Here is a 19,674-nt window from a genome sequence, read left to right on the forward strand (position 1 = left end):
ATGACGTTATCTCGTATTGATGATGCGTTGAAAGCCGCGATTGACCAGCTCCAAGAAGGCGGCAGCGATTCGCCTTCTGTGGATGCGGCGGTGCTGCTTTGCCATGTACTGGATAAACCACGCTCTTATCTGCTGACTTGGCCTGAAAAGACCTTAAGCGAAACGCAGTCGCGGCAATTTTGCTCGTTGATTACGCGTCGAGTGACGGGGGAGCCTGTGGCCTATTTGGTTGGGGAACGTGAGTTTTGGTCGCTGCCACTGAAAGTTTCGCCTTCGACATTAATTCCTCGGCCGGATACTGAACGCTTGGTTGAAATTGCGTTAGAAAAAAGCCAGCAGACGCAAGGGGATATTTTGGACTTAGGTACAGGAACTGGCGCGATAGCATTAGCGTTAGCGTCTGAGTTACCTGAACGTCATGTGGTTGGTATCGACTTACGCCCAGAAGCGCAAGCCTTAGCGTTGGAAAACGCGCAGCGTTTAACTATTACCAATGTCACATTTTTACAAGGCAGTTGGTTTGAACCTTTAAAGCTCGGTACAAAGTTTGCTTTAATTGTCTCCAATCCACCGTATATTGAAGAAAATGATCCCCATCTAACGCAAGGGGATGTACGTTTTGAGCCTTTAAGTGCGCTGGTGGCCAAAGACAAAGGCTTGGCTGACATTAAACACATTGCAGAGAATGCGCGTCACTATTTGCAGCAACAAGGCTGGCTGCTGTTTGAACATGGTTATGATCAAGGGGCGGCAGTCAGAGCGTTATTTGAGTCACTCGGCTATCACCATGTAGTGACAGAAAAGGATTATGCGGGTAATGACCGAGTGACACTGGGTCAATATTCGCACTCAGAAGAGAGAGCATCATGTACGAAGGATTAAAACATTTTCATCTACTGACCATTGCGATCAGTGCACTATTGTTGTCGGTACGTTATGCCTTGATGATGATGGATTCCAAATTGCTGCAACACCCTTTTTTGAAACGTTTTCCTCATATTAACGATTCGCTGTTGTTGTTATCGGGTATCGCGTTGATTGTGATGTCTGGTTTTATCCCATTTACCCCAGCCGCACCTTGGTTAACTGAGAAGCTGACCTGTGTGATGGCGTACATTGCGCTGGGCTTCTTTGCGCTCAAACTGGGTAGGAATAAGCTGTTGCGTACCTTTGCTTTTTTGGGCGCATTAGGTTGGCTTGCTATGGCGGGAAAAATCGCCATCGTAAAAACGGCTATGTTTTTAGGCTAACAGCATCCGAGCGGCATTATGTTTGAATGGTTCGATGAAGATTTTGATGCAATGGAATTGGTGGAAGGGGCGCTGATCTTAAACAAGGCCGTCAATCCTGAAACTGAGGATGAATGGGCACGCCAAGAGTTGGCCCGTTTGCTTACACAAGCAAAACACGAGTTAGCTAATGAACAGGATGAAAAACAGCGTTTCGAAGCGTTGTTGCATCTGTTTTACCAACAATGGGGTTTTCGCGGTGACAGAGAGGCTTATTTTGATTCACGTAATGCCTTCATCGATAAAGTGTTGCAGCACCGCAAAGGTATTCCCGTCAGTTTAGGTGCGCTGTTGCTCTATTTTGCGCGCAAGCTAGGCTTTCCTTTACAAGGTATTACCTTTCCCACACAGTTTTTATTGCAGTTGCATTGGTGCGATGAATCACCGATTTATATTAACCCTTTTACTGGTGAAACCGTCTCATTACATATACTGCAAGCGTGGTTAGTTGGGCATAAAGGGGTCTTGTCTAAGCTGAAATCGAGTCATTTGGAAGTGACAGATAATCCGACGGTGATCGGTCGTTGGCTGGCACTACTAAAGAGCGCACTATTAAGAGAAGAGCGTTATACCTTAGCGCTGCGTTGTACTGATTTAGCGCTGACTTTTGTTCCTGATGATCCGTATGAAATCCGCGATCGCGGCTTTATCTATCAGCAACTGGATTGTCACCAAATTGCCTTATCCGATTATCAATACTTTATTGATCATTGTCCGAATGATCCGGCGGCTGAGTTATTAAAAAATCAAGTTAATGCATTAAGCTTTGAAGCTATTACGCTGCATTAACCGCTAAATGAGAGAGAATAAAATGGAACAAAAAATCGTCCACGTGGGTGATATTCCCGTTGCCAACGACAAACCGTTTACTCTGTTTGCTGGAATGAACGTCCTTGAATCCCGTGATTTAGCGATGCAAATCTGTGAGCATTACGTGAAAGTGACCGATAAACTCGGTATCCCTTATGTGTTTAAAGCTTCTTTTGATAAAGCAAACCGCAGCTCTGTTCACTCTTATCGTGGCCCCGGCTTGGAAGAGGGAATGAAAATTTTCCAAGAGCTAAAAGAGACCTTTGGCGTCAAAATCATCACTGACGTGCACACAGAAGCTCAAGCTCAGCCTGTGTCTGAGGTGGTTGATGTGATTCAACTGCCAGCGTTTCTTGCTCGTCAAACTGACCTTGTCGAAGCGATGGCGAAAACAGGTGCAGTGATCAACGTGAAAAAACCACAATTTATGAGCCCTGGCCAAGTGGGCAATATCGTGGAAAAATTTGCAGAGTGCGGCAACGACAAAGTGATTTTGTGTGAACGTGGTGCTTGCCATGGCTATGATAATCTGGTCGTTGATATGTTGGGTTTTGGTGTGATGAAAAAAGTATCAAACGGCAGCCCAATTATTTTTGATGTGACCCATTCACTGCAAATGCGCGACCCTTCTGGCGCAGCTTCTGGTGGGCGTCGTGAACAGACAGTTGAGTTAGCAAAATCAGGTCTTGCTGCCGGGATTGCGGGCCTTTTTATTGAAGCGCATCCAAACCCAGATAAAGCGCGTTGCGATGGTCCATCGGCACTGCCTTTGGATAAACTTGAACCTTTCCTCGCACAAATGAAAGCGTTAGATGATTTGATCAAGAGCTTTGCTCATATCGATATCCGCTGATTTTTTGTTGGATCTACCACTCATAATTTGGCCACCGCAAGGTGGTCAAATTTTATCGAATGTTTTCCAAACCTGTTTATCTTGCCTAAGTGCTCACTTTTCCTTATTTTTTCGTGTTTAGGAAAGAAAACGATTGCCTGTGATCCATTAAAATTTCACGTGTAACCTGTGGCAACCGTTACATTTTTGAATTGATTTTATAGTGATCAATTCTACATAAATATGAAATCAATCTGTCACCTTTGAGATGTTAATTTAAACTGGGTCAAGTTTATTGGTATGGCTTGATTTTGTGTTTGCAACGTTGACCATGACCTCCCCCTCACAAGCAGTGGATTTTTCAAGTTCAAAGGTATGATAATGAAACAACGTCTTATTCTAAAAACAGCGCTCAGCGCGGCTATTCTTACAGCCCTTATGGGTTGCGCAACTCAACCCACTCATGAGTGGAAAGAAGATACGACTTATAAACTCACCGTGTTACACACTAATGACCACCACGGTCGTTTCTGGCAAAACAAATATGGCGAGTATGGTATGGCGGCACGTAAAACGCTGATCGATGATCTTCGCTCTGATATTGAAGCTGAAGGCGGCAGCGTACTGCTTCTTTCTGGTGGCGATATTAATACCGGAGTTCCTGAATCTGATCTGCAAGATGCAGAGCCTGATTTTAAAGGTATGAGCAAGATTGGTTATGATGCGATGGCGTTAGGTAACCATGAATTCGATAACCCGCTCGAGGTTCTGTTTAAGCAAAAAGAGTGGGCGAATTTCCCAATGCTGTCGGCCAACATTTACGATAAAGCGACCGGAAAACGTCTATTCCAAGCCTACCAAATGTTTGATAAACAGGGCGTGAAAATAGCGGTTATCGGTTTAACGACTGAAGATACCGCTAAAATCGGCAACCCTGAATACATTGGTGGTATTGAGTTTAGAGATCCAAAAGAAGAAGCGAAAAAACTGATCGCAGAAATTGAGAAAACGGAAAAGCCGGACCTTATTTTTGCCGTTACCCACATGGGCCATTATGAAAATGGTCAACGTGGTGTGAATGCACCGGGTGATGTTGCGCTTGCACGATACTTGGATGAAGGTTCTCTCGATATGATCGTCGGCGGCCACTCTCAAGAGCCTGTCTGCATGGAAGGCCCTAATGTGGTGAAGAAAAACTTCCATCCGGGAGATGAATGTAAGCCTGATATGCAAAACGGTACTTACATAGTGCAAGCGCATGAATGGGGTAAGTATGTTGGCCGTGCGGATTACGAATTCCGTAATGGTGAACTGAACATGGTGAGCTACAACCTGATCCCCGTAAACCTGAAGAAAAAAGTGAAAGTGAATGGCGAGAGTAAGCGCGTACTGATTCAAGATCAAATCGCTGAAGATCCAGAAATGCTTAACTTTTTGCGCCCATATCAAGAACAAGGTCAAGAGAAACTGAATGTGGTCATTGCACAAAGTAATGGCAAGTTAGAAGGGGATCGCAACGTTGTGCGTTTCCAACAAACCAATTTAGGTCGTTTGATTGCACTTTCTCATATGGAACGCGCAAAAGCCGACTTTGCGGTGATGAATTCTGGCGGCGTGCGTGATTCGATTGATGCAGGAAAAATTACTTATAAAGATGTGCTCAAAGTACAACCTTTTGCCAATATTCTCACTTATACCGATATGACCGGGGCTGAAGTGTTGGATTACCTCAATGAAGTGGCGACCAAACCTGTTGATTCTGGCGCTTATGTACAATTCGCGGGGATTTCGATGACAGTGGCCAATGGTAAGGTATCGAATGTCTTTATTGGTGATAAGCAGCTCCGTTTGGACGAAACGTATCGCTTCACCGTGCCTAGCTACAATGCAGCAGGTGGTGATGGTTATCCAAAAATCTCCGATCATCCAGGTTATGTGAATACGGGGTTTGTGGACGCGGAAGTATTGAAAGATTACCTCGAAGCACACAGTCCAATTGATGTGAACCAATATGCGCCAGCGGGCGAAATTGTCTATAAGTGATAGCGCGATAAAGAGTTTGACTCATTGTGAGCAATCATTTTAACTAAAGGCGGTGCTTAGGCATCGCTTTTTTATCGGCACTAATGGCTACTTTGAGATAAGCACGATGACACCTGCGATTGATTTGGCGAAAAAGAAAAAAATTCCTCACACTCTCCATCAATATCAACATGATCCTAATCACAGCAGTTATGGTTTAGAAGCGGCTGAGGTTTTGGGACAAGATCCGAAAAAAGTGTTTAAAACACTGCTGTTTTGCTTAAATGGCGAGCCGAAAAATCTCGCTGTCGCGATTATTCCTGTTGATCAAAAATTAAACTTAAAGCGTGCGGCCAAAGCGGCTAAGTCGAAAAAAGCGGAAATGGCTAATCCAGACATAGCGCAAAAAACCACGGGTTATGTGGTCGGTGGCATTAGCCCACTTGGGCAGAAAAAAGCACTACCGACCTTCATTCATCTCAGCGCAGAAGATCAATCGACCATCTGTGTCAGTGCAGGTAAGCGCGGTTTAGAGATTGAATTGGCACCGAGCGATCTTGCGTTATTAACGCGAGGTGAGTTTGTTGAATTGTGTCAAGAATAGAGAATGAAAATCCGGCCTCGAGTGAGGCCGGATTGACTGGCAAAATTAGTTCTTCAGTTTGATCTCTTCTTCCATCTGGGCGTTATCCACCACATGGTTTTCTCCTAAGTCATTAGGAAGGATCAAGTTTAGAATAATGGCTACGATACCGCATAAGCTGACACCTTGTAGGCTAAACTCTCCGATACCAAAGGCCATGCCGCCGATACCAAACACTAATGTCACTGCCACAATCACTAAGTTACGAGACTTGTGAAGATCGACATGATTTTTAATCAGTGTGTTTAGGCCAACCGTTGCAATTGAACCGAACAGCAAAATCATAATGCCGCCCATTACTGGAATTGGAATGGTTTGCAGTAGCGCGCCCAGCTTACCAACCAATGCTAATACAATCGCGGTGATCGCAGCCCAAGTCATGATTACTGGATTAAAGGCTTTCGTCAGCATTACGGCACCCGTCACTTCGCTGTACGTAGTGTTTGGTGGCGCACCCAGCATCGAGGCTGCGATGGTGGCAACACCGTCACCCGCAATGGTGCGATGTAGCCCAGGTTTCTTGATGTAATCTTTTCCAGTGACGTTTGAGATCGCGAGCATATCGCCCACGTGTTCGACTGCCGGAGCAATTGCAACCGGGATCATGAACAAGATCGCGTTGATGTTGAACTCAGGGAAAGTGAAGTTCGGCATTGACAGCCAAGCCGCTTGCGTAACAGGAGTAAAATCCACTACACCAAAATAGAGGCCCAAAAGATAGCCTGCAAAAATACCACCGCAGATCGGCAACAGTTTGAGAAAACCTTTGGCAAAAACGCTAATCATGATGGTGGTTAACAGTGAAACGCAAGAGATCCACATCGCTACATCTGAGCTAATCAGTTGTACCGAACCATCTCCGGTTTTACCTAGCGCCATGTTTACAGCAACAGGCGCAAGGCCTAAGCCAATCACCATGATCACCGGGCCAACGACCACAGGAGGTAAAATTTTGTGGATGATTTCGACGCCACGGACTTTGATGATCGCTCCCAGTAGTATGTAGACAAAACCAGCAGCCACTAAACCGCCCATCGTCGAGGCGACGCCCCAAGTTTGGATGCCAAACATAATCGGTGCAATAAAGGCAAAGGAAGAAGCAAGAAAGATGGGGACAGAGCGGCGAGTAATAAGTTGGAATAAAAGGGTACCGACACCGGCGCCAAATAGTGCAACGTTAGGATCAAGCCCTGTTAACAGCGGGACAAGAACCAGCGCACCAAATGCGACGAAGAGCATCTGTGCGCCTTGGATGGCATTTTTCATCATGATTTCCCTGAAGCAAAATAAAAATTCGCGGGATTCTATCACTTTTGCAAACGATTGCCATTGAAACTAGATCAAATAAAGTCACAAATGTTGATGAAATTATCACCGAACTCTGCCGTGGATTCCTTGCCGCGGACCGGATAGTTGCTTATCATCGACGTTCACAAAACAGATCATAGGAACAGTATGCGCTATTTAGCTATGTTGGTGATGAGCTTACTCACTCTCCCTGCTTATGCCTTAACCAAGGTCGACTTATACCATACCGAAGTCGTGATTGATCAACAGCAAGACAATGCCGACGCGAATGCTCGTATCAAAGGGATGAGCGAAGTGATTGTTCGAGCTTCGGGTGATAGGAATGCGGTGAACAATGAGGTGATTAAAAAAGCCTTAAGGCAGAATTCGCAATATTTAGCGCAAATCAGTTATGGTCAAAATGGGGCGCAATCTTCGATTGTCATGGGGTTTAGCGCACCGCATATCCGCACATTATTAACTCAAGCTCAATTACCATTTTGGCCTGAAAACCGAGCTAATGTTTTAGTCTGGTTGATTGAAGAGTCAGGTTATGACCGCAGTATCGCTTGGGAGCATTCTGACACGAGTACGTTAAAACAGCTTAAAGGCGCGACTCAAACTCGCGGTTTGCCTATCACAGTGCCTGTGGGTGATTTTGATGATATTACCGGTGTGGAAGCATCGGATTTGTGGGGCGGTTTCGTACAGCCTATCAGCATGGCTAGCCAACGTTATCCAACCGATGCTGTATTGGTGGTCAGAGTGCAAAGTAATGGTGTGCGTTGGAGTTTGTATGATCAACCCGCCGCTCAAATGGCACAAGCCACGAAAGCGCCACTGTCTGGTCAAGCGTCTGGTGACGATGCCATTGAACAAATGGTCGATCAATTGAGTGATTACTATGCAAGAAAGAGCTCGGTTATCGTGGCCAGTGAATCCTCTTCTTCGCTGCTTGCTCGTTTTAGCCCGATTGATGATGCAATGGATTTCTTTACCTTGGAGAATAAGTTGAAGCGCTTAAGTTCTGTTGCTTCTTTGGACATTCTCAAGATTCAAGGTGAGGAAATCACTTTCGAAGTGCATTTGTTGGCTTCAGAGTCCGAGTTTGAGCAAGAAGTGCTACGCATGGGCAAAGTCGCTAAAATTGACGACCCACAGCCAGAGAGTGTGCCAACACAGCTTACCCCAGCAGCAGAGGTTGATGATTCTGCTGTGGAGTCAGGCTCTTTGCAAGTCATACCTGAATCGTCATTATCTCACGCCATCACTGAACCTGTGAAGCGAGTGCTCTCTTTTGAGTGGCAAGCGTAAAGTACTCAGTCACCCCTTGAACAAATGCTGAGATAATCAAAAAGAGCCCATCAGGGCTCTTTTTGCATGAGAAGAATAGGCAATCCTGTCATGGATTGACTCTATGGTTGGTTATCGTGGGTAAAATTGGCTTTCTCTTGCTTTTCGACTTCAGATAGACGCTTGAGTTTCAGTCCGAGCTCTTTACCGCGATGGCGAGCATACAAGGTATTACCGACAAAAGCGGCAAACGTCAGTAGCAGTTCCACTACTGCTAACCAGCGCTCCCCTCCATCAACATAAATAAGCGTCAATGCGTGTAGAAAGTAGAGCATTAAAACAAAGTTGGCCCAGGCGTGAGTGTAGGGTTTTCCAGCCAAAATTCCCGGTAATGGTAAAAGCAGTGGGATAACCCATGCAATGGCCAATGCAACATGATTAAGATGAGGGTGAGGAGAGAGCGAGAATTGCCATAAAACCACCCATATAATTAGGGATAAGTTACTCAGTAAAGCTAGCCATCGGTACTGCTTGGTGCTTGGCATCATTTCTGCCGTCATAATCTGTCCTTTAATCGGCTGGCTAGCATTGCCAGCCGTTTTCCTAAATTTTTAGCCAGTTCACTTTCGTGCGTAGTGAGTTGTGGCGAGTGTGTTGCGACATGGCTTGCACCATATGGCGTGCCTCCAGAGGTTGTGGTATGCAGTGCAGGCTCTGAATAAGGGATGCCAACGATTAACATGCCATGATGCATCAGTGGCAGCATCATACTCTGTTGCGTACTCTCTTGGCCGCCATGCAAAGAGGATGAAGAAGTAAACACGCAAGCGGGTTTATCAATTAATGCACCGCTAATCCATAAAGGGGTCGTTTGGTCCCAAAAGTGCTTCAGTGGCGCGGCCATATTGCCAAACCAGACTGGGCTGCCAAAAGCCAAACCATCACATTGCTTTAACTCATCCAGAGTCAGGTAGGGATCGGTCGTTTGCTCTGCATGATTGTCTAGCGCCGGAACGGTGCGCAAGAGCGCTGTCGCGCCTTGTGCTTCAATTCCGCGTGCGATTTGCCGTGCCAGTGCTTGCGTTGAACCGTGCCTGCTGTAATAAAGTACGACGACTTTAATACTCATAAAATCTCAAGTACTTGCTCTGGTGGACGGCCGTGGCGCGCTTTACCATTGGCGACAACAATGGGACGCTCAATCAACTTAGGATGCGCGGCCATGGCTGAAAATAGTTGATCATCAGTAAGTGCATCATCACTTAGGCCAAGTTCTTTATAGAGATCTTCTTTGGTGCGCATCATATCACGAACCTGTTGTAGCCCGAGTTGAGCGTACAAGGTTTTCAACTGTTCGATGGTTGGCGCTTGGTCTAAATATTTAATGATCTGTGGCTTTAACTGGCGGTCTTCTAGCAGTGCCAGAGTTTCACGACTTTTTGAGCATTTTGGGTTGTGATAAATCACGACTGACATAACTTCTCCTCGTTGTATTGTGATTATTGGAGTGATAAGAATCGGTCTCGTTGCACCATCAATTGGTCAATGCGTGCATCGTAGCGAGCTTGTTCTAAGCTGCCAAGTTCAGCGAGTTGACTTGCTTGAGTGTAATATTGAATCGCTTTATTCCAATTAGCTTTGAGCGCTAGAAGCTCCGCTCGCGCGGCGAGATCTTCCTGGCTATTGCCAATGCCGATATTCGCTTCTGATAGCAAATGCCAGCCGTTGGTATCATTAGGGTTGTCATGGGTGTAGCGCTGCAATACCCGAATGGCATCAGACAATTTATCTTGTTTTAACAAGCTGTTGGCGTAGTTAATTGTTAAGGTTGGATTGTTCGGTTTCTGTTTGAGCGCCTTCTCTAGCAAGGTTTGGGCTTTGGCCGCTTGATTTAGAGCGATATCGAGATCGGCCATCGCATCAAGATAGAAATTGTTTGTTGGGTCTTGTGCAACCAGCTTTGATAAAATCGCCTCTGATTTATCAAATTGCTTGCTATCGAGATAAACCAAGGCTTTGCCATATTGGAAGGCTGGCGCGAGAGTCGCACTCTCTTTTTTCTCCGCACGCTTAAACCAATCAAGAGCGGCTTCATTATCAATCCCAGCATAGCGAGCAACAATTCGCGAGCGTGCTAAATGGTAATCCAATGAAGGTTGAAGGCGCATAGGTGGGTAATGTTGGGCGCGCTCACGGCTGTCGGTAATACGATCTTCTGGCAGCGGATGGGTTAGTAACATCGGTGGCGGTTTACTAGCGTAACGATATTCATCAGCGAGGCGGCCAAAAAACCTTGGCATGGCTTGGGCATCAAACCCCGCTTTGGCTAGCGTTGCAATACCAAATCGGTCAGCCTCTTTCTCATTACTGCGCGTATAGTTTATTTGGCTTTGCATACTGCCTGCGGTGGTGGCGGTAATGGCGGCAATGCCCACTTCAGGTGCCGCAATGGCCAGTAACAAAGAGCCAGCCAATGCGGCGATTGTTGCTGGTGATCGTCTGGCTTGGTCTTCCATACTGCGTGCTAAATGGCGCTGCGTGACGTGGGCAATTTCGTGCGAAAGAACCGAAGCGAGTTCGCTTTCTGTTTGTGCATGCAAAAACAACCCAGAGTGCAACGCAACATAACCGCCAAAGAAGGCAAACGCATTGATGTTGCGATCACGGATCATAAAAAAGGTGAACGGCGTTTTTACATCGTTGGCATTGGCAACCAATTTATGTCCTAGGCTATCGATGTACTCGTTTATCACCGGATCATTGACGATAGGCTGGCTGTTACGCAGCATGCGCATATAAGCATCACCATAAATAAGCTCTTGATCAATCGTCAAGGTCGAACCTGCTACTGTCCCAATGTCCGGTAGCTCTATGGTATCGGCATAGCTCAAGGAAGGGGCGTTTATCGCCACAGTAATACAGAGGCAAAGTAAGGATCGAGCGCGTTTAAACTTCATATTTGTCAGTGATATTCCGTGAGCTTCTTGTCTGTATGACATTGAATGTGTGAATTGGTTTCCAACTCAAAATAACGGCCAAAAATTGTAGAGAGAGAAGAGTAAGCCAGCCAGTGTTTGAGTATCGATAAACACTGGCATGCCAGTCAAAACTCGATACAATGGCAGGCATATATTAAGCATTGAGCAGAAGAATGGAACCAAATATTCTGGATTTACGCCAGCAGCGTTGTCCGATGGCTTTATTACTTGCGAAGCGTCACACTGTTCAATTGGTTTTGGGTGAGGTATTAGACATTTGGCTTAACGACGTCAGCTCAGGACAGGATATAGAAAAATATTTGTCTGCTCATGGCTTTCGTTGCCAGTGGAACACGTCACCCGGCTATTTTTGGCTAAAAGTAATTAAGGAACTCGATTAAATGTTTGAAATGGTAACTCGTTGGTATCAAAGACGCTTTTCTGATCCTCATGCCGTTAGTCTGGTTGCTATTCTGTTTTTTGGTTTTGTAACGATATATTTCTTCGGCCATTTGATTGCGCCGCTGCTTGTGGCCATTGTGCTGGCGTATTTACTTGAGTGGCCAGTAATGCAATTGCGCCGTTTTGGGCTTCCTAGGTCCGTTTCCGTAATTTTGGTGATTTTGCTGTTTGTCGGTTTGATGCTGCTGGCTATCTTTGGTTTAGTACCAACCATTTGGAAACAGGTTGGTAATTTAATCAATGACATTCCTAACATGTATGCAGGGTTGCAAAGCTTCATTTTGAGTATTCCTGAACGTTACCCTGAACTCGATAACTTACAGATTGTTGAGTCGGTGATAAGCAATGCGAAGAACCAGGCTTTAGGTATGGGGGAAAGTGTCGTTAAAGGGTCACTTGCTTCTCTTGTGAGTTTGGCCACCTTGGGTGTCTATCTCATTTTAGTGCCGTTGCTGGTCTTCTTTTTATTGAAAGATAAGAATGAAATGCTGCGAATGACCAGTGGGTTATTGCCACGCAACCGTAAACTCGCGGCTAAAGTATGGCAAGAGATGAACCAACAAATCTCAAACTACATCCGTGGAAAAGTGTTAGAAATACTGATTGTTGGTAGTATCAGTTACGTCACTTTCGCGATTCTTGATTTACGTTATTCTGTGTTACTTGCTGTGGCTGTGGGCCTATCGGTTTTGATCCCTTATATTGGCGCGGCCGCTGTGACGGTGCCAGTTGCCATCGTCGGTCTCTTCCAATGGGGCATGACTCCGCCGTTTTACACATTATTAATTGCTTATGGCATCATCCAAGCTTTGGATGGCAACGTATTGGTTCCCGTTCTATTTTCTGAAGCCGTTAATCTACATCCCGTTGCTATCATTGTCGCGGTGTTAGTCTTTGGTGGGCTATGGGGGTTTTGGGGCGTATTTTTTGCAATTCCTCTTGCCACTCTAGTAAAAGCAGTATGGCATGCTTTGCCCAGCACTGATGAACCTGTTGTTGAGGCTGAATCACCCTAAAATCACTGAATTATAAATAAAAAATAGAGAGTAAACAGAATCTCTAAGGAAGCCTAAACCGTAATCGTTTTGGGCTTTTTTTTGCCAAATAGTAAATATTGATTAGACTGAACTAAGTGGATGTGTAAAAAAGCTATAGATTTTTTGTAACTTGGCGATAACTAACTATAACCACAACAATGATAATTAATTTGGCATCAATGAGGGATACTTATGAAGTTTAGCCAAAAAATAGTTGCAGCTTCTTCTGCACTTCTGCTTGTTACCGTCTCGCTTATTTCCATTCAGCAACTGAGCATTGTGCGCTCGGAAATAGAATCCCTAGTTACAAAAAGTCTGAGTGAAATGGAAGCTGGGGTCAAAAACACCATTGTTTCTGAAATGGAAAGTAAAAAAACCTTGGCTCAATCGACGACTGAAGTGATTGAGCTTGATCCGCTCAACCGGGATTACGTTAAAAATATTCTTGAAAAGCCGAAATTGAAAAAAAGCTTTTTAGCCATAGGGTTAGGGTATGAATCCGATGGTAAAGTGGTGGAGAATGATGACGGTTGGGAACCAAGCGGTGACTACGATCCTCGCAAGCGCCCTTGGTTTGTGGATGCTAAAGCATCGAAAAAACTTATCGTTACAGCGCCGTATGTCGATATTTCTACCAAAAATGTGATCATTTCTATTGGTACGCCTATTTACGATCAAGGTCGATTCTCTGGTGCCATGTTCTACGATATGGAATTGACGGGTTTAGCTGAATTGGTGAACTCTATTAATTTATTCGATGCGGGTTACCTCTTTATTGTTTCAGGTGACGGAGCGACGATTGCCCACCCTGATACCAAAAATAATGGTGAGAAGTTATCGACTTATTTACCACAAGTGACTCTGAAAGAGGGGGACCAACAGATTGAAATTGATGGTACCCGTTATCTCGTCAGCTTCACTCATATTCCAAGTGAGAACTGGTACATCGGTGCGATTGTTGATGAATCCATCGCCTTCAATGCGATTGGCGTATTACGCAATAGCTCTATTATCTATACGTTAATTGGGCTTGTGTTGAGTGTGATTGGCTTGACGCTACTGATTAAAGTGTTAATGCGTCCATTAGGTGTGCTCAATGAAGCGATTCAAGATGTCGCCTCAGGGCAGGGGGATTTAACCAAACGCTTGGATACCAATACGGACCAAGAGTTTGCTCAACTCGCATCAGGGTTTAATACCTTTACTGAGACGCTGCAAAAGCAGATCACGCAATCAAAAGCGATTGGTGAAGAGATCATGCGTGGCACAGAGCTCACGGTGCAAGGTGCTCATGAGTCAGCAGAAGCGATGCGCACTCAGTTACAAGAGTTAGAGCAACTAGCCACTGCAATGCACGAAATGGCAGTGACATCGACAGAAGTCGCCAATAATGCGCAAGGTGCAGCAGCAGCGGCGAAAGAAGCCGATGAAGCAACGCAAGATGGTTCCAGTGTGGTCAGTGAAACGACATTGTCGATCGACAATTTATCGGCCCGCATTGACCAAGCGGTGGAAGAGGTGAAAGGCCTAGAGTCCGCGACGGCAAATATTGAAACTATTTTGAAAGTGATTAATGACATTGCTGATCAAACTAACTTGCTTGCCTTAAACGCGGCGATTGAAGCGGCTCGAGCGGGTGAATCTGGCCGTGGTTTTGCCGTTGTTGCTGATGAAGTGCGTACACTAGCTCAGCGCACTCAGCAATCGACCACCGAAATTCGCAGTATGATTGAGCAATTACAAGCAGGAGCGAGTTCGGTTTCTTCGGCTATGAATGAAAGTAAAACGACGGCTGTTGATGCGGTGAATAAAGCGAAAACGGCAAATTCGGCATTGAACCGTATTCGTGATGCGATACAAGTGATTTCGGACATGAATATCCAAATTGCATCTGCGGCAGAAGAGCAAAGCCTTGTGGCTGAAGAGATCAACACCAATACAGTGAAGATTAAAGATTTGTCGACGCAAGTGGCACAATCTGCTGAAGAAGCCAATATCGCAATGCAGGTTCAAACGGAAAACGTTCGTGAGCAAGATGCTCTGCTCAATAAGTTCATTGTGTAATTACACATCAACTTTTGATTAGCCGTGTTACAAAAATGCCAGTATTAAGAACTGGCATTTTTTATTTCAGTCGAGCTTTGATTATTGGGCGTTTAGATAATCAAGTACCACTTCATGGTGATCTTTGGTTTTGAATTTATCAAAAACCTGTTCAATGATACCTTGCTCGTTGATTAAAAAGCTAATCCGGTGTAGGCCATCATAAACTTTGCCCATGAAGTATTACCCTTGAAAATTTCATGAGACAAAAAATTTGACGATTATTGATAAATTTTATCTTTAACAGTGGGTTAGATTAATAATTTCTCTTTTTGAATCTCAATTATAGCAGTTGTCATGATTTTTTGTAAATCGGGCTGATTTTGACGCTTTCCCAAGCGCAAACTTGTCATAAAAACTAAGGCGTTGCTATTAGTTGAAGTTGATAGTCATTATGATGGGAGCACTTGGTGATCACAATCAATAAACTTATCTGCGTATTTTGGTGATTGCGATCGCTCGTTTCCCCCCTGTGTCAGCATAGTTGTCGCCTAGATTTTTAAGGAGATAACTATGCCAGCTAATCCAGTTCCAATTGATGTGAAAACGAAAGGTCAAACTTGGCTGTTACCACCATATAATTGGTCTCATCGAAGAATTGCTAAAGAATTAGATGTGAGTCCTTCCGTGGTATCTAAGTGGAGAAATGAACTTGTTGAAAGCGGCCTATTGTCTACAGAGCCGCCGTTAGAAAATACTACTACTGATTATTCAGCGGAGCAGCGGTTTTTCATAGTGATTGAAACTGCAACAATGTCTGAACGCGAGTTAGCTGAATACTGTAGGTCTAAAGGGTTATTTGTCGATGACGTTAAAACCTGGCGAGCACTATCTATCAAGGCGCAGAGCGCAATATCAACTTCAATATCACACAAAGAAAATAAGCAACTACGTGAGGAACGCAGAAAGGTAAAAGCGTTGGAGAAGGAGTTGGCACGTAAAGAGAAAGCACTTGCTGAAACGGCTGCACTACTGGTTTTGCGGGAAAAGTTCAATGCCCTCTGGGAAATCAACGAGGAAGACTGATTCCTATCTCAGAGCGGCTTAAAATAGTCACGCTTGTTGATGAAGCTGTACGTAAAGGGGCAACAAAGACAAAGGCTTGTTCCACCGTTGGGTTATCAATACGAACGTTCCAGCGTTGGACACGGAACTCTGCCGAAATCACAAGTGATATGCGTCAGCATCCTCGGCAGCACGAGCCTCATAATAAGCTATCAGAAGCCGAAAGGCAGCAGATATTAGATATCTGCAATACACCAGAGTATGCCGATTTACCGCCGAATATCATCGTTCCAATGTTGGCTGATGAAGGCATTTACATTGCCTCAGAGTCCACATTTTATCGTGTATTAAAAGCAAACAACCAGCTAGGTAAGCGAACTCGTAACAAAGCTGGCATAAGTCCTTCTCGACCAAAGGTTCAAAAAGCCTGCAAACCAAATCAGGTATGGAGCTGGGATATCAGTTATCTGCCATCCAAAATACGAGGGAAGCACTATTACCTCTATTTGATAATGGATATCTTCAGTAGAAAAGTAGTAGGTGCAGAAGTGTATGATCAGGAGCTAGGCGAATATGCAGCGGAGTTACTCCAAAGAACAGCATGGCGGGAAAAGTGTGTGCAAGGCAACATTACTTTGCACTCTGACAACGGTGCTCCTATGAGAAGTTACACCATGCTTGCAAAGATGTATGACCTTGGGGTTGTAAGCTCTTACTCTAGGCCAAGAGTAAGCAATGACAACCCATACTCTGAGTCGTTGTTCAAAACAATAAAGTATTGTCCTTCATGGCCAATGGATGGGTTTTCTTCCATTGAAGACGCTCGGTGTTGGGTTGGTAATTTTGTTGATTGGTATAACAATGAGCATAAACACAGTGGCATAAAGTATGTAACACCTCAGCAGAGGCATTGCGGGGAGGATAATGAAATTCTCCGACAGCGCATGCAAGTCTACCGACGTGCTCAATTGACTCATCCAGGCAGATGGAGTCGGCAAACGAGAGACTGGAGTTATATCGATGAGGTGTACTTGAACCCTGAAAAGTGTGCAGCGTAATCATTGACGTTACTAAATTGTAAAAAAGACGACAACTTGCTTGAAAAACAGCGTTATGTAGGTGATGTAGTTTACCTAGAAATGACACACGCTCCTTTTGTTCCATTCACTCGTTCTTGGCCTCCAGAGTCAACAGTAGAGTTTAAAAGGTGGATCTTTGAGGGTACGGAAGGAGAAATTTTGCTGGAACAGCTATTTGAGAAAATATCTCAGTTACCCTTGGGCAAAGGGAGCACAAGTAGAAAAGTAGTAATAACCTTGGGATTTGAAGACTATGCTTTTGGTTTTGAATATCAGCTACAACTCGAAGATCAAAAGTGTATCCGAAAGTACTATGGCCCCAAGCGAAAACGAGCTAGAGGCAAACAATCTAGGGATAAGTTAAAAGAACGTTTGCTCAACTCTAAGAGCAAAGTGAGCCGAATTAAGGCAATTCCGGCATACCACGATTTTTTAACAGCCAGGAATTCACGAACACCTACACTACCACTTAGCTCAAAAAGAGTAGCTCTTATAGGTTGTGGGACAATTGGTGGGCATCTCACCAAGTCATTAGCAAGCCTAGGGGCAGGGAGCAAGTTTCAATTTAGCTTGTTCGATGATGATACCTTCAAGCCGGGGAACACCACGAGGCATGTGCTGGGAATCCCTTACTATGGCGAAAATAAAGCCGAAGCACTTTGTCATCAATTAAAAGAGAGTTTTCCTCAACTTAAAACTATCCCTCGACGACGCTTCTTTGCTAACGAGAATTTAAATGAATTTGATATACTGATAGATGCCACAGGTGATCATGCCTTTTCTCTTCAGTTGGCGAAAGCTGTGAATCAGCATCGCTCAAATGGAAACCGAATATCTTTAGTACATAGCTGGATAACCGCCTTTGGGCATGTAGTCAAAGCCCTTCTGAATGATGACTCAAATTCCGCTTGCTATGCCTGCCAGTTCGTTTACGGAAGTAATGGAAGTAAAACGGAGATATATCCTGGTCTTAAACCATCTGATATAGAGGAAGCCACTCAAAGTTTCCGTAAGGCCTGTGGTGAGAACGTATTGCCGTTTGGCAATGAGGCTAGTATGAGCGCAGCTGGATTAGCCCTGGAATTACTAAACAACCGAAGTGAACGCTCTCCCAAACTCCTCATACGACGGATCACTGATAAAGCAACTAACATTAAAGATAAGCGGATAAAAAAGAGAGAGGGTTGTCCTGCATGTGGGATGTAGAAAAGGTGCTGCTTGCAGAAGATGGAACTCGGATCTTAATTGAAGCAGGTGTTTTCAGTAAGTTGGCCCCTTATCGTCAATGTGCGTCAGATTCTGTTGAATCAGGGGGAATAATCATTGGTGAGTACCGGGGGAATGATCTTAGAATTGTTGATGTATCTACCCCTGGGAATAAAGACATTCAGCGTAGATCCTTCTTTGGTCGCCGTGACCATAGTCATCAAAACTTTGCTATGAACTACTGGAAGCGGTCATCTGGATCTCAGTCATACATTGGTGATTGGCACACACACCCTCAACATACACCACAGCCTTCAGGGTTGGATATCATTGAGTGGCAACGGGTGCTAACTGGCTCTCCAATGCTTGTTGTAATACTGGGTATCCAGAGTGACTGGTTAGCCCTCTGGCGATCTAACAAGTTAGTTTCTATATCACTATAGGAAAACAGTCCACTATTCAACTTCATATAGATCTAGCCCAGAGCAAGGCTTGTCCCTACGCTATTGGATCGATTTCCAGTGTTCGTTATCCGTAAATTTAACCTCATTTACGGTTGAATCTGAATTTCCCAGAAAACTGGCATGAATGGCGGTAAGATTAACCGAAAATTTAATAAAATTTACGGTTGAATCAGGTGATTGGTTGTTAACGCTGGTATTTTTTCTTCAGCTTTTTTAGCTCTTCTGGATTGTTTTTCTCTAGCTCTTTTTCATATTCATCCATATGTTTCGAGAGCCAAATGTGAACTTTTTGCGCATAGAGAGCAAAAACACCAATGGCTAAACTCAATGTGAATACAACACTTAAAAACAACATCCTAGTCCTCCCATGGTTTACATAGCGCTAATTATTACTAGCAAACAATCCTATCAGTACATCTATTTTAGCTGTCTTCCATGAACCACTGCTCGTTTATAGCATTTACAAAAATACGATGCTTGGACTAGTTTTAGTGAAGCAAAGCCAGCTTGCTATTAATTGACAAGATTATGCAACTAGCAAACGTCGAAACATTTCCGTGTTAAAGTTATCAGGCTACGTCATATGCCACCTATTGTGTAAATGTAGTTAGATTCGGAGGTACTCTAATGTTCAGTGCAGCTTATGAAATGCTCGGAGGTGAGAAGCGTAAAGCTCAGAGCGTAATTGATAGTCTAAAAATTATTCGTCAAGGGCTTCCTGTTGAAATGCTGGATAGAGGAATGTTAACTCTTGGTCTGACTAAGACAGATTACGCGAAAATTATTGGCGTTAATCTGCGCACTCTCCAGCGAAAAATGAAAGGGCCAAACGCAACGCTAAGCCCAACTGCCAGTGAGCATGCTCTTATGCTTGCAGATATGGTCAAAGAAGCAGATGAGTATTTTGGTGATCGTGATGCGACATTACGCTGGTTAAATAAACCCAGTTTGGTGTTTGAAAACGAAACACTACTTTCACTCTGTGACACAAAAACCGGTATCATTTTGGTGACAGAAGAGATCAATAAGTTGAAGTACGGATATACGGCTTAACTGGAAACCTACCAATGGTCTGGTCACAAAGCCACTTTTCTGACATAGCAGGGAAAGTTGGTCTGTTTGGTTCTACGACATAGGCTCTTAGACACACTATGATTGGGTACA

At 44.4% G+C, this 19,674-nt stretch carries 20 protein-coding genes and 1 pseudogene; 14 read left to right on the forward strand and 7 right to left on the reverse strand.

Annotation, left to right across the window (positions count from 1 at the left end):
- The 6 genes from prmC to ybaK all read left to right on the forward strand — a co-directional run bounded on the left by prmC (position 1) and on the right by ybaK (position 5,557).
- On the forward strand, positions 1-882 hold the full coding sequence (prmC, locus tag N5E84_RS02285) for a peptide chain release factor N(5)-glutamine methyltransferase (RefSeq protein ID WP_019281749.1): 882 nt from the start codon (positions 1-3) through the stop codon (positions 880-882).
- Complete coding sequence (locus N5E84_RS02290) at positions 867-1,250, forward strand: SirB2 family protein (RefSeq protein ID WP_019281748.1); 384 nt, start codon at positions 867-869, stop codon at positions 1,248-1,250. Before prmC ends, N5E84_RS02290 begins: the two co-directional genes overlap by 16 nt.
- Before the next feature lie 18 nt (positions 1,251-1,268).
- Positions 1,269-2,078, forward strand: coding sequence for a SirB1 family protein (locus N5E84_RS02295; RefSeq protein WP_017048839.1), 810 nt, complete (start codon positions 1,269-1,271; stop codon positions 2,076-2,078).
- A 22-nt stretch (positions 2,079-2,100) separates the two neighbouring features.
- Positions 2,101-2,952 carry a 3-deoxy-8-phosphooctulonate synthase gene (gene kdsA / locus N5E84_RS02300; RefSeq protein WP_026028071.1) on the forward strand — a complete coding sequence of 284 codons (852 nt, stop codon included), beginning with the start codon at positions 2,101-2,103 and terminating at the stop codon, positions 2,950-2,952.
- 360 nt (positions 2,953-3,312) lie between these two features.
- Positions 3,313-4,974: a bifunctional UDP-sugar hydrolase/5'-nucleotidase UshA gene (ushA, locus tag N5E84_RS02305; protein ID WP_069212142.1), complete on the forward strand. Its 1,662-nt coding sequence runs from the start codon at positions 3,313-3,315 to the stop codon at positions 4,972-4,974.
- A 106-nt stretch (positions 4,975-5,080) separates the two neighbouring features.
- The gene (gene ybaK / locus N5E84_RS02310) at positions 5,081-5,557 is read left to right on the forward strand and encodes a Cys-tRNA(Pro) deacylase (RefSeq protein WP_026027304.1); all 477 of its coding nucleotides are present in this window, start codon (positions 5,081-5,083) and stop codon (positions 5,555-5,557) included.
- A 45-nt stretch (positions 5,558-5,602) separates the two neighbouring features.
- On the opposite strand, the gene N5E84_RS02315 is transcribed toward ybaK, so the two are convergent.
- On the reverse strand, positions 5,603-6,862 hold the full coding sequence (locus N5E84_RS02315; protein WP_029388122.1) for a uracil-xanthine permease family protein: 1,260 nt from the start codon (positions 6,860-6,862) through the stop codon (positions 5,603-5,605).
- 189 nt (positions 6,863-7,051) lie between these two features.
- Here N5E84_RS02315 and N5E84_RS02320 point away from each other — a divergent pair, with 189 nt between their 5' ends.
- Entirely contained in the window at positions 7,052-8,197 is a 1,146-nt protein-coding gene (locus N5E84_RS02320; protein WP_043004120.1) for a DUF2066 domain-containing protein, read from the forward strand.
- Positions 8,198-8,298: 101 nt separating this feature from the next.
- On the opposite strand, the gene N5E84_RS02325 is transcribed toward N5E84_RS02320, so the two are convergent.
- Genes N5E84_RS02325 through N5E84_RS02340 form a run of 4 tightly spaced genes read right to left on the reverse strand, consistent with a single transcriptional unit; the run spans position 8,299 to position 11,133 of the window.
- Positions 8,299-8,724: a DUF2069 domain-containing protein gene (locus N5E84_RS02325; RefSeq protein WP_026027302.1), complete on the reverse strand. Its 426-nt coding sequence runs from the start codon at positions 8,722-8,724 to the stop codon at positions 8,299-8,301.
- Between the two features lie 8 nt (positions 8,725-8,732).
- Entirely contained in the window at positions 8,733-9,305 is a 573-nt protein-coding gene (wrbA, locus tag N5E84_RS02330) for an NAD(P)H:quinone oxidoreductase (protein ID WP_017042769.1), read from the reverse strand.
- The gene (gene arsC / locus N5E84_RS02335; protein WP_017042768.1) at positions 9,302-9,652 is read right to left on the reverse strand and encodes an arsenate reductase (glutaredoxin); all 351 of its coding nucleotides are present in this window, start codon (positions 9,650-9,652) and stop codon (positions 9,302-9,304) included. The genes wrbA and arsC overlap by 4 nt, the downstream gene beginning before the upstream one ends.
- A 23-nt stretch (positions 9,653-9,675) precedes the next feature.
- Positions 9,676-11,133 carry a tetratricopeptide repeat protein gene (locus tag N5E84_RS02340; RefSeq protein WP_026028354.1) on the reverse strand — a complete coding sequence of 486 codons (1,458 nt, stop codon included), beginning with the start codon at positions 11,131-11,133 and terminating at the stop codon, positions 9,676-9,678.
- Between the two features lie 194 nt (positions 11,134-11,327).
- Between N5E84_RS02340 and N5E84_RS02345 the strand changes: the two genes are divergently transcribed.
- The 3 genes from N5E84_RS02345 to N5E84_RS02355 all read left to right on the forward strand — a co-directional run bounded on the left by N5E84_RS02345 (position 11,328) and on the right by N5E84_RS02355 (position 14,717).
- Positions 11,328-11,555: a sulfurtransferase TusA family protein gene (locus tag N5E84_RS02345; RefSeq protein WP_017042766.1), complete on the forward strand. Its 228-nt coding sequence runs from the start codon at positions 11,328-11,330 to the stop codon at positions 11,553-11,555.
- Complete coding sequence (locus N5E84_RS02350; protein WP_017042765.1) at positions 11,556-12,632, forward strand: AI-2E family transporter; 1,077 nt, start codon at positions 11,556-11,558, stop codon at positions 12,630-12,632.
- A 213-nt stretch (positions 12,633-12,845) separates the two neighbouring features.
- Complete coding sequence (locus tag N5E84_RS02355; RefSeq protein ID WP_017048845.1) at positions 12,846-14,717, forward strand: methyl-accepting chemotaxis protein; 1,872 nt, start codon at positions 12,846-12,848, stop codon at positions 14,715-14,717.
- Positions 14,718-14,798: 81 nt separating this feature from the next.
- On the opposite strand, the pseudogene N5E84_RS02360 reads toward N5E84_RS02355, so the two are convergent.
- Positions 14,799-14,936, reverse strand: a pseudogene (locus N5E84_RS02360) (thioredoxin-dependent thiol peroxidase); the annotation flags it as partial.
- Between the two features lie 333 nt (positions 14,937-15,269).
- Here N5E84_RS02360 and N5E84_RS02365 point away from each other — a divergent pair.
- The 3 genes from N5E84_RS02365 to N5E84_RS02375 all read left to right on the forward strand — a co-directional run bounded on the left by N5E84_RS02365 (position 15,270) and on the right by N5E84_RS02375 (position 18,489).
- Positions 15,270-16,819 (forward strand): IS3 family transposase gene (locus N5E84_RS02365; protein ID WP_410001431.1). Its coding sequence is split into 2 segments (ribosomal slippage): positions 15,270-15,738 and positions 15,738-16,819, totalling 1,551 coding nucleotides; the frame shifts between segments, so codons are not numbered across the junction.
- A gap of 36 nt (positions 16,820-16,855) precedes the next feature.
- Entirely contained in the window at positions 16,856-18,046 is a 1,191-nt protein-coding gene (locus N5E84_RS02370) for a HesA/MoeB/ThiF family protein (protein ID WP_103261218.1), read from the forward strand.
- On the forward strand, positions 18,034-18,489 hold the full coding sequence (locus tag N5E84_RS02375) for a Mov34/MPN/PAD-1 family protein (RefSeq protein WP_019282262.1): 456 nt from the start codon (positions 18,034-18,036) through the stop codon (positions 18,487-18,489). The genes N5E84_RS02370 and N5E84_RS02375 overlap by 13 nt, the downstream gene beginning before the upstream one ends.
- 205 nt (positions 18,490-18,694) lie before the next feature.
- Here N5E84_RS02375 and N5E84_RS02380 read toward each other — a convergent pair whose 3' ends face one another.
- The gene (locus tag N5E84_RS02380) at positions 18,695-18,865 is read right to left on the reverse strand and encodes a hypothetical protein (protein ID WP_019282263.1); all 171 of its coding nucleotides are present in this window, start codon (positions 18,863-18,865) and stop codon (positions 18,695-18,697) included.
- A gap of 272 nt (positions 18,866-19,137) precedes the next feature.
- Between N5E84_RS02380 and N5E84_RS02385 the strand changes: the two genes are divergently transcribed.
- Complete coding sequence (locus tag N5E84_RS02385) at positions 19,138-19,563, forward strand: antitoxin Xre-like helix-turn-helix domain-containing protein (RefSeq protein WP_019282264.1); 426 nt, start codon at positions 19,138-19,140, stop codon at positions 19,561-19,563.
- The last annotated feature ends 111 nt before the right edge of the window (positions 19,564-19,674 follow it).

Source organism: Vibrio sp. J502, assembly GCF_025397955.1.
Lineage (GTDB): Bacteria > Pseudomonadota > Gammaproteobacteria > Enterobacterales > Vibrionaceae > Vibrio > Vibrio anguillarum.

Excerpts from the sequence above, each read along its gene's own strand:
- prmC (WP_019281749.1), top strand. The coding sequence starts at position 1 with ATGACGTTATCTCGTATTGATGATGCGTTGAAAGCCGCGATTGACCAG.
- N5E84_RS02290 (WP_019281748.1), top strand. The coding sequence starts at position 867 with ATGTACGAAGGATTAAAACATTTTCATCTACTGACCATTGCGATCAGT.
- N5E84_RS02295 (WP_017048839.1), top strand. The coding sequence starts at position 1,269 with ATGTTTGAATGGTTCGATGAAGATTTTGATGCAATGGAATTGGTGGAA.
- kdsA (WP_026028071.1), top strand. The coding sequence starts at position 2,101 with ATGGAACAAAAAATCGTCCACGTGGGTGATATTCCCGTTGCCAACGAC.
- ushA (WP_069212142.1), top strand. The coding sequence starts at position 3,313 with ATGAAACAACGTCTTATTCTAAAAACAGCGCTCAGCGCGGCTATTCTT.
- ybaK (WP_026027304.1), top strand. The coding sequence starts at position 5,081 with ATGACACCTGCGATTGATTTGGCGAAAAAGAAAAAAATTCCTCACACT.
- N5E84_RS02315 (WP_029388122.1), bottom strand. The coding sequence starts at position 6,862 with ATGAAAAATGCCATCCAAGGCGCACAGATGCTCTTCGTCGCATTTGGT.
- N5E84_RS02320 (WP_043004120.1), top strand. The coding sequence starts at position 7,052 with ATGCGCTATTTAGCTATGTTGGTGATGAGCTTACTCACTCTCCCTGCT.
- N5E84_RS02325 (WP_026027302.1), bottom strand. The coding sequence starts at position 8,724 with ATGATGCCAAGCACCAAGCAGTACCGATGGCTAGCTTTACTGAGTAAC.
- wrbA (WP_017042769.1), bottom strand. The coding sequence starts at position 9,305 with ATGAGTATTAAAGTCGTCGTACTTTATTACAGCAGGCACGGTTCAACG.
- arsC (WP_017042768.1), bottom strand. The coding sequence starts at position 9,652 with ATGTCAGTCGTGATTTATCACAACCCAAAATGCTCAAAAAGTCGTGAA.
- N5E84_RS02340 (WP_026028354.1), bottom strand. The coding sequence starts at position 11,133 with ATGAAGTTTAAACGCGCTCGATCCTTACTTTGCCTCTGTATTACTGTG.
- N5E84_RS02345 (WP_017042766.1), top strand. The coding sequence starts at position 11,328 with ATGGAACCAAATATTCTGGATTTACGCCAGCAGCGTTGTCCGATGGCT.
- N5E84_RS02350 (WP_017042765.1), top strand. The coding sequence starts at position 11,556 with ATGTTTGAAATGGTAACTCGTTGGTATCAAAGACGCTTTTCTGATCCT.
- N5E84_RS02355 (WP_017048845.1), top strand. The coding sequence starts at position 12,846 with ATGAAGTTTAGCCAAAAAATAGTTGCAGCTTCTTCTGCACTTCTGCTT.
- N5E84_RS02375 (WP_019282262.1), top strand. The coding sequence starts at position 18,034 with ATGTGGGATGTAGAAAAGGTGCTGCTTGCAGAAGATGGAACTCGGATC.
- N5E84_RS02380 (WP_019282263.1), bottom strand. The coding sequence starts at position 18,865 with ATGTTGTTTTTAAGTGTTGTATTCACATTGAGTTTAGCCATTGGTGTT.
- N5E84_RS02385 (WP_019282264.1), top strand. The coding sequence starts at position 19,138 with ATGTTCAGTGCAGCTTATGAAATGCTCGGAGGTGAGAAGCGTAAAGCT.